This window comes from Paenibacillus arenosi (genome assembly GCF_014841135.1).
Lineage (GTDB): Bacteria > Bacillota > Bacilli > Paenibacillales > Paenibacillaceae > Paenibacillus_B > Paenibacillus_B arenosi.
Genome location: NZ_JACYTN010000034.1, coordinates 23,438 through 34,510, shown reverse-complemented (window position 1 = coordinate 34,510; position 11,073 = coordinate 23,438). Strand labels below are relative to the sequence as shown.

Here is an 11,073-nt window from a genome sequence, read left to right as displayed (position 1 = left end):
CTTCCTTCAGATTCTGCCTCACGACAGACACCCTTGCTCTTGGCTAACGGTAGGCGTTCGCCAGCCCCCGTTCGGGACTTTCACCCTAGAGATGACGCCCATGCTGGGCGTACAACAAAAAAGTCAGTCGCACAATCGCAACTGACTTTCTTATTATTGTATTAATCCTATAAGAGCAAATGTTAACCTACTCAATCGTAAACTGCCTTGGTTTCAAATCACTTGGCTGCGCATTTGGATCCATCCAGTTCTTAATTAACTGCTGAACATACTCGATATCTTCTTCAAGCGGGAGATAGTACCATCCGCCATTCATACGCTGACCTTCACCGTGTAGCATATAGCTGCTAATAATCGGAGCACCTGCATTTTGGAACATTGTTTTAGCTAAATCGATCATATAGCTTGGGCGCATATCTGTTGTAAAGTTTTTGCCCATAATCCCAATGAGATCTGGGATTTTATGAATTTGGTCCAATTCAACCGCACGATTCATCATCGCTTCAAGGAAAATACGATGGCGCATAGTCCGATTCATGTCTGAATCTTCACGGTACCGTACATAGTACAAGGCTTCCTGGCCACTATAGATGGGCTTGTTGCCCTCGATACGGAACTTCTCATGGTTAGGATCCTTGTTTACGATATCTTCTGTGATCGGAAGCTTCACGCCGCCCATTGCATCAACGACATCCTTCAACCCTTCAAAGTTGACAGTAGCATAATGATCGACTTTCGCGCCGAGTAATTTTTCTACCGTATCAATACTCATCTTAACGCCACCATGAGCATAAGCATGATTTATTTTTGTTTTCACACCACCATTGTAACCAACAATCTCTGTGTACGTGTCACGTGGAATGGAAATTAAAAGCACCTTGTTGTCTTTCGGGCGGACTACACTATAAATCATCGTGTCTGAACGTCCGACCTCCTTATCGCGCTGATCGACTCCCAGCAGCAATGCAGAGAATGGCTCTGTTACTTCACGCGATACTTCCGGTTTGCCATCAATAGGCTGATACGAGCCATTTAGTGACTCCTCCACCTTGTCTTGCAGGAACAAATCAAATCCAAGTAAGGCTAATTGCTTGCGGAACATAAATCCACCAACAAGCACAAGAACGATAACAGCTAATAAAATCCACCATTTCTTGGCTGACTTTTTCTTTTTCATTGCTATTCACTTCTTCCCCATTTGTTCTAAATCTTTATCCCTAATCATTTCATCTATACGTGTGATTGCATATGACACAAATTCACACAAGCCATTTACTGCCTTATTCATAACCTGCAGAAATCCTCACTTATGGCTTCAACCCTCTCCAGAATTGATTCTCATAAGATGTATAGGCTGCTGTATTCTTTCGTTGATTAAACAAATCAATATACAATTGAAACGCAGCATCTACTTGAACGAGGAACACATCCTGTTCCTTTAACCCTCTTTTCTCTAGTTCCTTACTTAACCAACCTTTGTCTTTGCCGATTATCTTTAGCTCATCCTCTAATATCGTCCCGTCCATCAATACGATAACAGGGGCTCTTTCGGAGTGCTCTACTTTGATACCAAGCTGCTCAAGTGTTAGAGGTTGCTTCTGTTTCTTAAGCATAACGTTAATTTCACCGCTCGGCTCCATAATAGCGAACTCTACATCAGCTAAACGAAAGGCATTCTTGTTTCGCAATTGAATCATCATTTCATCTATTGTAAGACGTTCCTTGCGCATATGATGTTCCATGATACGGCCTTGCTGGATCAATACCGTTCCACCAGAATCGATGAGATCACGGAATCGCTTGCTCTTCAATTGCAGCCATTCCAAACCTAATGACGTCAACACCCATACCGACATCGATACTACCCCTAGATACCATAATCCATCGGTATTTAATGAAATGTAGACGACCAAACTGCCAATTGTTAAGCCTGTCATATACTCAAACAAAGACAACTGCGATACTTGGCGCTTACCGAGTAATTTTGTCATTATGAACAATACGACCATTGACATCCATGTGCGAGCGGCAACTAATACCCACTCTGGCATACGGCCACGCCCCTTTCGCTCATTACTTATAGCATGAACGATTGGGCTTTTTTTTATTGGACCTTATTAATGACAGCAGACTACGCCTTATTGTACTACCTTACAATTAAAAAATAAAATAGTAAAAGATACATGACAAGAAAAAGCCTTATCCAGCAATGATTTGAACAGCTTCTTACACATGATGACTACCCTAATAATCGGCTCTACAACTGTGCTGCAACCGCCCTTAAAAACCTTCGGAAAAACATTACTATCTGTACATATGCAAAATAAATAGATATAATTTAGTTGTATTATTTTGTAATTTAACTAGAATTGGGAGGAGCTTTCATATGAGCTTATATAGAGGAGACTTTATGGATGATATTGTAGGCAATTATGAGAAAAGCGGAAAAATGAGTGATCTACATGGTAAGGGCAAACCCATTCAACCTTCAAGCGGTGATCCCCTGCAAGGAGTACTAAAAGAAGCCAATTATTTGCCTGGCTGGCTTGAACAGCAGCAGCTTATTCGTAAAGGCATATTGGAAGCCATTACACTTTTGGAAGTTACAGGTGACTCCCCTTCTAACATGCAGATTTGCCTTAATAAGCTTAACGCCGATATCGCTCAATACAATAAGAGCTGCCCACCCATTATGCAGCGAGGATTTATTACCGTGGAAAACATACATACGAAGCTTGAGCAATGGAGTTAGCAAGACGGGACATAATGGTTTCAACGCTTACTATCTAGGCTCATACAAATAAAAAGACAGCCGAACGAATTCGGCTGTCTTTCACTGAGTACTACTCAGTTGTGTATGGCAACAATGCTACTTGACGGGAACGCTTAATAGCGATCGTCAATGCGCGTTGGTACTTCGCGCTTGTACCAGTTACACGACGTGGCAAGATCTTACCACGCTCACTGATGAACTTTTTGAGAAGATCAGTGTCTTTATAATCAATGTGAGTAATTTTGTTAGCAGTAAAGAAGCACACTTTACGACGTTTGTTACGACCACGACGGCCACCAAACTTACGCTCTGGGCGCTCTCCGCCTTCATTACGATTGAAGCTCATTCCATTCAGTCCTTTCCATTTTAAAATGGCAGATCGTCATCTGAGATATCGATCGGCTTGCCGTCGTCAGAGAAAGGATCCGCTGCAGGTCCGCGGGAATAACCCGAATTGTTGTTGCCGCCGCGAGATGGTTGGTTGTTGGAACTCGGCGCAGAACCGCCATAGCTGCCACCATCATCTCTCGATCCTCCACTGTCACGATTTGATTCCAAGAAGCGCACGTTGTCTGCAATTACTTCTGTAACGTAGACACGCTTTCCTTCGTTGTTATCATAGTTACGCACTTGAATGCGTCCCTCCACAGCCGTTAAGCGACCTTTGCGCAAATAATTTGCACAAGTCTCTGCTAACTGACGCCATGTCACAACAGGTATAAAGTCAGCTTCACGCTCGCCACCTTGGCTAGAGAACGGTCGATCTACCGCAATGGTAAATTGAGTTACAGCTACGCCAGCTGGTGTATAACGCAATTCTGGATCTTTAGTGAGTCGGCCAATTAAGATTACGCGATTTAACATGGTATCCCTCCTTCAACAGCTTGGTTACTTACATGGTATGGCAATTAAGCCACGTCGTTTGTTACGAGATGACGGATAACATCGTCGGAGATCTTCAATTGACGATCCAACTCTGCTACAACCGCAGGTTCTGCTGTGAAGTTAACCAACACATAGTGACCATCGCGGAATTTCTTAATCTCGTACGCAAGACGGCGCTTACCCATTACATCATGCTTCGTAATTTCGCCACCGTTAGAGATGACGCCCTGGAACTTGTCTACTGCTGCTTGAACAGCATCTTGTTCGATGTCAGGACGAATAATGTACATCAATTCGTACTTACGCATTTGTGATTCACCTCCTTATGGACTTAAGGCCCCCAGTCAATGCCAGGAGCAAGGAGCGAGTAAAACTCGCACTAAATTAATATAACAAAAACCTACACTAAACGCAACCACGGTCCAATTGTAGTTTTCACCTTACCTTCTAAGAAACGGTACTGATGAATCATCATCATATCGCCCACACTAAATGAGGCAACGATCTGTTTTTTAACTTCAAAAGGAGGAATCTAATATGGGTGAACGTACAGAGTACAATCCAGGAGACCGCGCTCCAAATGACGCTATTTATATGGAGGTTGGTGAAAACAGCTTCCATACGGAGATTATGAATCCGAAGCAAATCCGTTTAAAAAAGGGAGATCACTTCCCTGAAACGACAAATAAAGATCGCAAGTGGAAAAAGAAATCCCATGCACTGACGCACTAAATATAATTTTTGATATTTTTTTGAGGGCTGATGTATATAAAACTTCTCCGTGGTCATAATAGTTACTGACGGTACGTAGCGAGGTGAGTTCCATTGGACAATGGAGCATTTGAACCAAGTGAAATCGACATGATGTTCTTACAAAAATGAAGAGAAGCGAGGCGTTGTGCTAAAGGCCATTTAGTCTGAAACACACCATCAATACAGAGTTTCCTCTGTGGAGAAAGTCCAAGCGATCAGAATTTGAAGTAAAGCAGCTAGTCAAAAAAAGTACCGTCAACCAGAAAGGGACCCTGCCTCGGCAGGGTTCTTTCGTTTTTGTGCACTTCTTTTTTGGTAATTAGTCCTATTTAAAACATGATAACCCTATGTTAATATTTAGTTGGAATTAAATTACAATATGTGGAAGGATGGTTTTTATGAAAATATTTAAAAAAGTTGTATCAGGAGTAGGTTTATCCGTTTTGGCTCTCACTTTAACGGCATCTGTCGCATTAGCTCAATCCAACGTTGACTTACAGCAAGTAACTACACAAGCACAACATACCGTCGTCGACAGCGATGGCAAAGTATATCGTTATGTGGACAAACTAGAAGCAGATCGCCATATTCAAGCCATTATTGCTACGCATAAAGATGAATTGAAACCGCTTGAAGGCAATTACCACGCGACTATATGGGAGCATGCATATTATCAGGGCAGTTATATCGATATCGGAAGTAGAGGAGGTAATACTAATGTTTATTCCTTTAGCGACACATGGAATGATAAAATCTCTTCCCTTAAAGCACCTTACCTTGGAAATGGCTTGCAAGTATTTGAGCATGCTAACTTCTACGGCGCTTCCCTTTATATTGCACCAGGTGGAGCCGCTGACTACTTAGCCAATTACCCCTTACGTGCAGGGGTTTCTTGGAACGATCAAATTTCAAGCATGAAAATATATCATTAGATCGACAAAGATGTACTTAGGTTAGTAAATCCATATCCATACTCATTCATAAGTTCCTCACCTGTTTGCGCCCATTCTCCAGCTTGCATTATTGCTATGTCATTTAAAAAGTTGTTAGACCAGAAGGGTATGGAACAGAAAGACCTATCTGAGATTGCTAAAGTTAGAGAAACTACTATCTCGGAAATGGCTAGAAACATAAATAAGATGTTCCCACGTCATGTTTTAGAAAAAATAGCTGACGCACTGGATATCAAAAATATGAATGACTTGATCTCATTTGTTAAAGAATAGATGACCAAAATTAAGAAGCCCACCAACGGATGTTTCCGCGAGTGGGCTGTTTTAATAGTTTACGTCCATATATTGATAGGATATAATTGCCATACAGTAGAAGGCTTATAAGGGCGGTCGGCTAGCCTCTCGGAAGGGAGGTGATGCGCGTGACAGTATTCGAAGCATTAACTTTGATGCTTGCGTTCGGAATGTTAATCATTGCGATCCTGTCGTTTAAACGCAAATAGACCGCCCCCCTCGCGAAAGGATAGCGGTCTATTTCACCGTAATTTCGCAGCCAACCGCTCTTAAAGCGGCTACTGCGGGAGTCGTGCTACCAACACGGCTCCTTTTATAGTTATATATTACCACGACGGATATTATACGTCTACTCGCACGTGTTAATCGAAGTAATCGCCGTAAATGTAATACGTTAAGATTATTTTTACTGCGCTGTGGCTTATTTTACACGGTGAAACAGACGTCGTACTGTCGCGGAGGTATAAAACTATTACCGCGAATCTTAACGTACTACATGCCGCCAGCTCCTCGCAAAGTATCGCCTTCTCTAACGCACATATCTCGTTCAAACGAAGACCAGTATCGATAATAAGCATCATGATTATATAGTCGCGCCACTGCGCCCATCTACTTTGGTCCGGAGCGTTTAGGAACCTCCGCAGCTCATCGTCCGTCAACGGTTGGACTGTATCCTCGTCCTGGCGCATTAGAGAGACGTTCGCAGCAGGATTACGGCTTAGACTTCTTCCTTATACAGAACGTTAAAGAATGTGCGTAGAACCCGTATACGGACGTTCACAGACGATGCCTCTAGTCCGCGGCGTTCTTTATCATATTCCGCCTTGAACGGATGTCCGCCGTAGTATTCTTTGTCCTGCTTGCACCATAACGTATACTGGCGGAGCATATTGGCAGAAACATCACTTATCGTAATGTCAGCGTGACACTTCGATACCCATTCCGTAAAGTAGCGCATGTTCTTGATGTAATCCTTGATCGTACCTTCTTTTAAATTCTTCGCGCGCTTAACTTTGATAACGAAGTCAATCGCCTCTTGTAACGAATATGACGGCAGACCAACGTTAGCAATCGGCTGACGTGTGTTAACCGTCCTCTTACCTGTTCGCTTGTCCATAACGCAAAAATACCCCCAACGTTTTATTAACGTCGAGAGTATCGTAATTACTTAGGTATATGGTGATTATCTAGCTATATCTCAGACAGCTTTCGTATCACATAACGTCCGATAAACGTTGATATAAAGCCGAATTTCGTAGTGGCGGAAAGGGTGGGATTCGAACCCACGCACGCCTCGCGACGCCTAGTTGATTTCGAGTCAACCCCCTTGGGCCTCTTGGGTACCTTTCCACAGTATAGATGATTATATCATAGCAAACATACGGATGCAATAATCGTTGCCAATATTTGATCCTACCCCCATATAAAAAATGCCCCGGGTTAAGGGGCATTTCCATGTTACCATCAGGAACTTATTCAGAAGCTGTTGCATTAGGATTAGAGTGAAGTACTTTCTTCATACTCTTCTCGAACTTCGCTCGCGGAATAAGCACGCTATGCTTGCATCCCACACACTTGATTCGAATATCCATCCCCATACGAATAATTTCCATCTCATTTGTACCACAAGGATGCTGTTTTTTCATTTGCACGATATCGCCTAGGTTAAATACCTTACGCTCCATGCGTAGGTCCTCCTTGTTCTTGTCGATGATAAGTAACCATTTTAGGATACGGTATCTCAATACCGTGCTCATCCAATGACTTCTTCACCTCAAGATTAATTAAGCGTGATACAACGGCTTGTGTAAATGGCTTACATTCTGCAATAATGCGGATCGTAATACCGGAAGCTGCAAGGGACTGCACGCCTAGAACTTGCGGCACTTTAACCATATTCGTATTTTGTTCAGGCAACTTCTCTAGCGTTTCTTTCATAATTGCTGTTGCTTTATCGATATTTTCTTCATATGCAATTGATACATCAACAACTGCAATTGAGTTATTCAAAGAGAAGTTCGTTACATCGGTAATATTTCCGTTCGGTATAATATGAACTTCACCTGTCCAGCTATGAATTCTGGTAGAACGAAGACCTATCATTTCAACAGTACCTTGGAATTGATTAATCGCAACCACATCCCCTACTGCGAATTGATCCTCGAAAATAATAAAGAACCCTGTCATGACATCTTTAACAAGACTCTGTGCTCCAAAGCCTACGGCCAAGCCGATAACCCCCGCCCCTGCTAGTAACGGCGCCAAATTAACATTAAACACAGACAAGATGAACATAATCATAATAAAGTTCATAACTAGAGATATCATATTTTTAAGCAGCTTGCCCACTGTAAATAGACGACGTGGATTCACATTGATGCGAGTATGATCCTTTGACTTCATCGCATGATCAATCATTCGATGAACGACAAAGATTGCTAGTCTCGTAGCAATCGTAATAAAGGCAATTTTAATCAGTGCTACCAGCATAACTTCCCAAGTCTGGCTGTTCATAACCCAATTCACAAAGTCATCTTTCCACCGTTCAAATACGGTAAACGTCTGCTGGATATCCGGCTCTACATTCGTCGGCTCTGCTACAAAATAGCTATTCAGCATCGTATCCCTCCTATCCATTCCATACACATTCATAATCATCATCCACTGGTTTAAAAATACCACGAATAACAACCTGTTGCTCTATTAACAATACTCGTACTTCTTCTAGTATCGCAAAAGGAAAGCGAATCGACAAGGCACAACCTGCTGTAATCTCTTTCGGGGTGGGAAATGTATCTATGTCGATATCCATATATTCCATTAGCATTTCTGCTCGTAATGCTTGCTGGGTAGAATCAAACGCCATTACAAGCCACTCGGATTCAACTGATTGTGTCACGGCAATCCCCTCTCATATCCACGTTTATCGTCTAGCGAAAGAAAATCTACTTGTACATACGTATGAATCGCCCTTTTCTTCCATATACTGATTACTATCTATTTATAGAAACGGAGGCTGAAACGTATGTCCTACCCTTTCTTTAAACGTCCTTCCTCATCCGAGCCAACAATGGTTAAGTTGCCTTATGACCAGCCTGAATCGTTTCCACTTATTATTAATGCTTGTATGGAGCATATCAAGATGCGTGCACTTCATCAACCTATAGCTGTTGTATGTATTGGGACAGATCGTTCCACAGGCGATTGCTTAGGCCCTCTCGTTGGAAGCCGATTAGAACGTCTGGACTCGTATCCCTATCATTTATACGGAACACTAGCAGAACCTGTCCATGCGGTAAACCTCCAACAAAAGCTTCAGCAGTTGAATGAGCAGCTACCTAATGCGTTTGTCATCGCCGTAGATGCCTGCTTAGGACAAAGCACTAGTGTTGGTCTTATTCAAGTCCAATCGGGGCCAGTAAAGCCTGGAGCAGGCGTAAATAAACAATTGCCCCCGGTAGGTGACATGCATCTTACTGGCATCGTCAACATCGGAGGCTTTATGGAGTATTTTGTGCTGCAAAATACACGACTGCATCTCGTGATGAACATGGCTGATATCATTGCCGATGCTTTGCACCAAGCCATTATCCATTCAGTACGTGCTTATGAAGCATAATCTATTTCTTTAATTGGTTATAAAAAAATTAGGACGTACGTTTGCTCAATGCCTGTTCCATTGCTTTTTGTTCCTCAGGAGACAAGGTGTACATGGATTGACCGATTTCTACTGGCTTGGCATACACATAAGAATGATCCCTGCTGTGAATTCCCGTTATAATAAACCCGCTGCTTTGTTCATCTAGGATGGCCGCGGAGAAGCTAAGCTCGCCTCCACCTTGATCAAACGCATTGTATCGCACGATGCCTACATGACCTGCATGCGACTTAACTTTTTGATTCAACTGTTGGAGCTTGCTCGCCTGTTCCCCATTTAGAACATGTAAACGCTCTATTTCAGTCTGCATCTGTCCGAGCAAAGACTCCAGATCATCCACTCCTGATTCTCTCATTACGGCGTGGAAGCGGCGTTTCAATTTACGTATTTGGCTTCCTTGAATCATAATTGTAATTAATAAAAGGAACGTTATTGCAGCCGTACCGATTACTAACCACGGCCCTACATTCGTCATGTCCATACTCATGTTCGTCGCTCTCTCCTGCTTCAATCAATTCATTTACTTCTGTGAATTTTCACTGCAATGCTTTACTGCTGCTACTAATTTTTCGATATCTTCCACTGTCGTATTCCAGCCTACACTTGCTCGTACTGCACCTTCACCAATCGTACCCGCTGTCGCATGTGCAAGTGGTGTACAATGATAACCTGCCCGTACGGCAATGCCAAATTCCCGATCTAGGCGAAAAGCAAGCTCTGAGCTATCTAGTGCATGTACCTGAAAAGCGACAATTCCTGTCCTAGCTTCCCCCAGTTTCGGTCCAAGCACACGTACTCCAGATATCGTCATAAGACCCTTCATGAGCTGCTGAGTTAACTCCCACTCATGTTCATACAGCCTGTTTACCGTTTGCTTCATAATGAAGCGGATACCTGCCTCTAACCCTGCTATTCCGATCGTATTCGGCGTCCCAGCTTCATAACGATCTGGTCTAGTCTCCGGTTGCTCCACTTCCTCCGAGTGACTGCCTGTGCCTCCGTATAAAAGTGGCTTTACATCCACTTCGGGGTGAATATATAATGCCCCTGTACCAGTTGGCCCAAGTAATCCTTTATGTCCAGGAAATGCAAGCATATCAATTCCCATAGCCTGAACATCGATGGGTACAACACCTGCAGACTGAGCTGCATCGACTAGAAATAGCAGCCCGTGATGCTTAGCAAGTAGCCCTAATTCTTTCACCGGCAATATCGTTCCGAGCAGATTGGAACTATGATTGCAAATAAGCAGTTTTGTTTTGTTGTTGATTGCAGCCTCAACCTGCTTAACGTCCAAATTACCATGGACATCTGTATCTATATAGGTAACCGAAATGCCTAGTTCCTTCTTTAACCATCCCAATGGCCTTCGTACTGAGTTATGTTCCAATGAAGTAGCAATGACATGATCGCCAGCATTTAACACACCCATAATCGCCATATTTAATGCCATTGTCGTATTTAATGTAAAAGCAATATCAAGTGGGTTTTGGATATGGAACAGTTCGGCAATCGCCATACGAGCTCGCATTAATCGCTTACCAGCTTGCACTGCCATCACATGTCCACCACGTCCTGGATTGGCTCCTTCTTCCTCCATTGCTTTCCACATAGCTTCCTGCACACATTTAGGCTTGGGCCAAGAAGTAGCCGCATGATCAAGATATACGATACTGTTCTGTGGTGACATCAATAAGTCTCCCCTCTACAGCTCACTAGAATGGTTATATCTACTGTTACCCCTTTAACATGCTCTC

Annotated in this window: 17 protein-coding genes and 1 tRNA gene; 6 read left to right on the top strand and 12 right to left on the bottom strand. The window is 42.9% G+C overall.

The genetic code is table 11. The annotated features are described in order from the left end of the window. Window positions 1-187 precede the first annotated feature (187 nt). Entirely contained in the window at window positions 188-1,177 is a 990-nt protein-coding gene (locus tag IFO66_RS22355) for an LCP family protein (RefSeq protein WP_192027246.1), read from the bottom strand. Window positions 1,178-1,307: 130 nt separating this feature from the next. Then, complete coding sequence (locus tag IFO66_RS22350; protein ID WP_192027245.1) at window positions 1,308-2,051, bottom strand: DUF421 domain-containing protein; 744 nt, start codon at window positions 2,049-2,051, stop codon at window positions 1,308-1,310. A 335-nt stretch (window positions 2,052-2,386) separates the two neighbouring features. Here IFO66_RS22350 and IFO66_RS22345 point away from each other — a divergent pair, with 335 nt between their 5' ends. Next, window positions 2,387-2,752, top strand: a complete 366-nt coding sequence (locus tag IFO66_RS22345; RefSeq protein ID WP_192027244.1) for a DnaJ family domain-containing protein — start codon at window positions 2,387-2,389, stop codon at window positions 2,750-2,752. 91 nt (window positions 2,753-2,843) lie between these two features. On the opposite strand, the gene rpsR is transcribed toward IFO66_RS22345, so the two are convergent. From rpsR to rpsF, 3 genes are read right to left on the bottom strand one after another with little or no spacing between them, the layout of a single operon-like run. Then, a complete protein-coding gene (rpsR, locus tag IFO66_RS22340; RefSeq protein WP_028594539.1) occupies window positions 2,844-3,119 on the bottom strand; it encodes a 30S ribosomal protein S18 in 276 nt (91 codons plus the stop codon). A 20-nt stretch (window positions 3,120-3,139) separates the two neighbouring features. Next, on the bottom strand, window positions 3,140-3,637 hold the full coding sequence (ssb, locus tag IFO66_RS22335; RefSeq protein ID WP_192027243.1) for a single-stranded DNA-binding protein: 498 nt from the start codon (window positions 3,635-3,637) through the stop codon (window positions 3,140-3,142). Between the two features lie 44 nt (window positions 3,638-3,681). After that, on the bottom strand, window positions 3,682-3,966 hold the full coding sequence (rpsF, locus tag IFO66_RS22330) for a 30S ribosomal protein S6 (protein ID WP_144992642.1): 285 nt from the start codon (window positions 3,964-3,966) through the stop codon (window positions 3,682-3,684). Between the two features lie 229 nt (window positions 3,967-4,195). Here rpsF and IFO66_RS22325 point away from each other — a divergent pair, with 229 nt between their 5' ends. From IFO66_RS22325 to IFO66_RS24425, 4 genes are all read left to right on the top strand, one after another. After that, complete coding sequence (locus tag IFO66_RS22325; RefSeq protein ID WP_028594536.1) at window positions 4,196-4,390, top strand: YjzC family protein; 195 nt, start codon at window positions 4,196-4,198, stop codon at window positions 4,388-4,390. 419 nt (window positions 4,391-4,809) lie between these two features. Then, on the top strand, window positions 4,810-5,343 hold the full coding sequence (locus IFO66_RS22320) for a hypothetical protein (RefSeq protein WP_192027242.1): 534 nt from the start codon (window positions 4,810-4,812) through the stop codon (window positions 5,341-5,343). Window positions 5,344-5,439: 96 nt separating this feature from the next. After that, window positions 5,440-5,637 (top strand): helix-turn-helix domain-containing protein, encoded by a 198-nt coding sequence (locus IFO66_RS22315; protein WP_192027241.1) that lies wholly within the window; start codon window positions 5,440-5,442, stop codon window positions 5,635-5,637. Between the two features lie 143 nt (window positions 5,638-5,780). Beyond that, window positions 5,781-5,867 carry a putative holin-like toxin gene (locus IFO66_RS24425; RefSeq protein WP_225445992.1) on the top strand — a complete coding sequence of 29 codons (87 nt, stop codon included), beginning with the start codon at window positions 5,781-5,783 and terminating at the stop codon, window positions 5,865-5,867. A gap of 509 nt (window positions 5,868-6,376) precedes the next feature. Here the strand turns inward: IFO66_RS24425 and IFO66_RS23930 are convergent. The 5 genes from IFO66_RS23930 to IFO66_RS22290 form a co-directional block, all read right to left on the bottom strand. Then, window positions 6,377-6,775 carry a phage integrase SAM-like domain-containing protein gene (locus IFO66_RS23930; protein ID WP_225445990.1) on the bottom strand — a complete coding sequence of 133 codons (399 nt, stop codon included), beginning with the start codon at window positions 6,773-6,775 and terminating at the stop codon, window positions 6,377-6,379. 142 nt (window positions 6,776-6,917) lie between these two features. Further along, window positions 6,918-7,008: transfer RNA gene (locus tag IFO66_RS22305), tRNA-Ser, on the bottom strand. Window positions 7,009-7,130: 122 nt separating this feature from the next. Further along, entirely contained in the window at window positions 7,131-7,343 is a 213-nt protein-coding gene (locus IFO66_RS22300) for a DUF951 domain-containing protein (RefSeq protein WP_192027240.1), read from the bottom strand. Beyond that, the gene (locus tag IFO66_RS22295) at window positions 7,333-8,277 is read right to left on the bottom strand and encodes a mechanosensitive ion channel family protein (protein ID WP_192027239.1); all 945 of its coding nucleotides are present in this window, start codon (window positions 8,275-8,277) and stop codon (window positions 7,333-7,335) included. The genes IFO66_RS22300 and IFO66_RS22295 overlap by 11 nt, the downstream gene beginning before the upstream one ends. A gap of 10 nt (window positions 8,278-8,287) precedes the next feature. Further along, the gene (locus tag IFO66_RS22290; protein WP_192027247.1) at window positions 8,288-8,524 is read right to left on the bottom strand and encodes a putative Se/S carrier protein; all 237 of its coding nucleotides are present in this window, start codon (window positions 8,522-8,524) and stop codon (window positions 8,288-8,290) included. A 159-nt stretch (window positions 8,525-8,683) separates the two neighbouring features. Here IFO66_RS22290 and yyaC point away from each other — a divergent pair, with 159 nt between their 5' ends. Further along, window positions 8,684-9,277 carry a spore protease YyaC gene (yyaC, locus tag IFO66_RS22285; RefSeq protein ID WP_192027238.1) on the top strand — a complete coding sequence of 198 codons (594 nt, stop codon included), beginning with the start codon at window positions 8,684-8,686 and terminating at the stop codon, window positions 9,275-9,277. 28 nt (window positions 9,278-9,305) lie between these two features. On the opposite strand, the gene IFO66_RS22280 is transcribed toward yyaC, so the two are convergent. Together IFO66_RS22280 and IFO66_RS22275 are read right to left on the bottom strand one after the other, a co-directional pair. Continuing rightward, complete coding sequence (locus IFO66_RS22280; RefSeq protein ID WP_192027237.1) at window positions 9,306-9,803, bottom strand: DUF4446 family protein; 498 nt, start codon at window positions 9,801-9,803, stop codon at window positions 9,306-9,308. A 33-nt stretch (window positions 9,804-9,836) separates the two neighbouring features. Then, the gene (locus IFO66_RS22275) at window positions 9,837-11,006 is read right to left on the bottom strand and encodes an aminotransferase class V-fold PLP-dependent enzyme (protein WP_192027236.1); all 1,170 of its coding nucleotides are present in this window, start codon (window positions 11,004-11,006) and stop codon (window positions 9,837-9,839) included. Between the last annotated feature and the right edge of the window lie 67 nt (window positions 11,007-11,073).

Coding starts and splice junctions, on each gene's coding strand:
- IFO66_RS22320 (WP_192027242.1), top strand. CDS start 4,810: ATGAAAATATTTAAAAAAGTTGTATCAGGAGTAGGTTTATCCGTTTTG.
- ssb (WP_192027243.1), bottom strand. CDS start 3,637: ATGTTAAATCGCGTAATCTTAATTGGCCGACTCACTAAAGATCCAGAA.
- IFO66_RS22325 (WP_028594536.1), top strand. CDS start 4,196: ATGGGTGAACGTACAGAGTACAATCCAGGAGACCGCGCTCCAAATGAC.
- rpsR (WP_028594539.1), bottom strand. CDS start 3,119: ATGAGCTTCAATCGTAATGAAGGCGGAGAGCGCCCAGAGCGTAAGTTT.
- IFO66_RS22345 (WP_192027244.1), top strand. CDS start 2,387: ATGAGCTTATATAGAGGAGACTTTATGGATGATATTGTAGGCAATTAT.
- IFO66_RS22280 (WP_192027237.1), bottom strand. CDS start 9,803: ATGAGTATGGACATGACGAATGTAGGGCCGTGGTTAGTAATCGGTACG.
- IFO66_RS23930 (WP_225445990.1), bottom strand. CDS start 6,775: ATGGACAAGCGAACAGGTAAGAGGACGGTTAACACACGTCAGCCGATT.
- IFO66_RS22290 (WP_192027247.1), bottom strand. CDS start 8,524: ATGGCGTTTGATTCTACCCAGCAAGCATTACGAGCAGAAATGCTAATG.
- IFO66_RS22355 (WP_192027246.1), bottom strand. CDS start 1,177: ATGAAAAAGAAAAAGTCAGCCAAGAAATGGTGGATTTTATTAGCTGTT.
- IFO66_RS22350 (WP_192027245.1), bottom strand. CDS start 2,051: ATGCCAGAGTGGGTATTAGTTGCCGCTCGCACATGGATGTCAATGGTC.
- IFO66_RS22275 (WP_192027236.1), bottom strand. CDS start 11,006: ATGTCACCACAGAACAGTATCGTATATCTTGATCATGCGGCTACTTCT.
- IFO66_RS22300 (WP_192027240.1), bottom strand. CDS start 7,343: ATGGAGCGTAAGGTATTTAACCTAGGCGATATCGTGCAAATGAAAAAA.
- IFO66_RS22295 (WP_192027239.1), bottom strand. CDS start 8,277: ATGCTGAATAGCTATTTTGTAGCAGAGCCGACGAATGTAGAGCCGGAT.
- IFO66_RS24425 (WP_225445992.1), top strand. CDS start 5,781: ATGCGCGTGACAGTATTCGAAGCATTAACTTTGATGCTTGCGTTCGGA.
- rpsF (WP_144992642.1), bottom strand. CDS start 3,966: ATGCGTAAGTACGAATTGATGTACATTATTCGTCCTGACATCGAACAA.
- IFO66_RS22315 (WP_192027241.1), top strand. CDS start 5,440: ATGTCATTTAAAAAGTTGTTAGACCAGAAGGGTATGGAACAGAAAGAC.
- yyaC (WP_192027238.1), top strand. CDS start 8,684: ATGTCCTACCCTTTCTTTAAACGTCCTTCCTCATCCGAGCCAACAATG.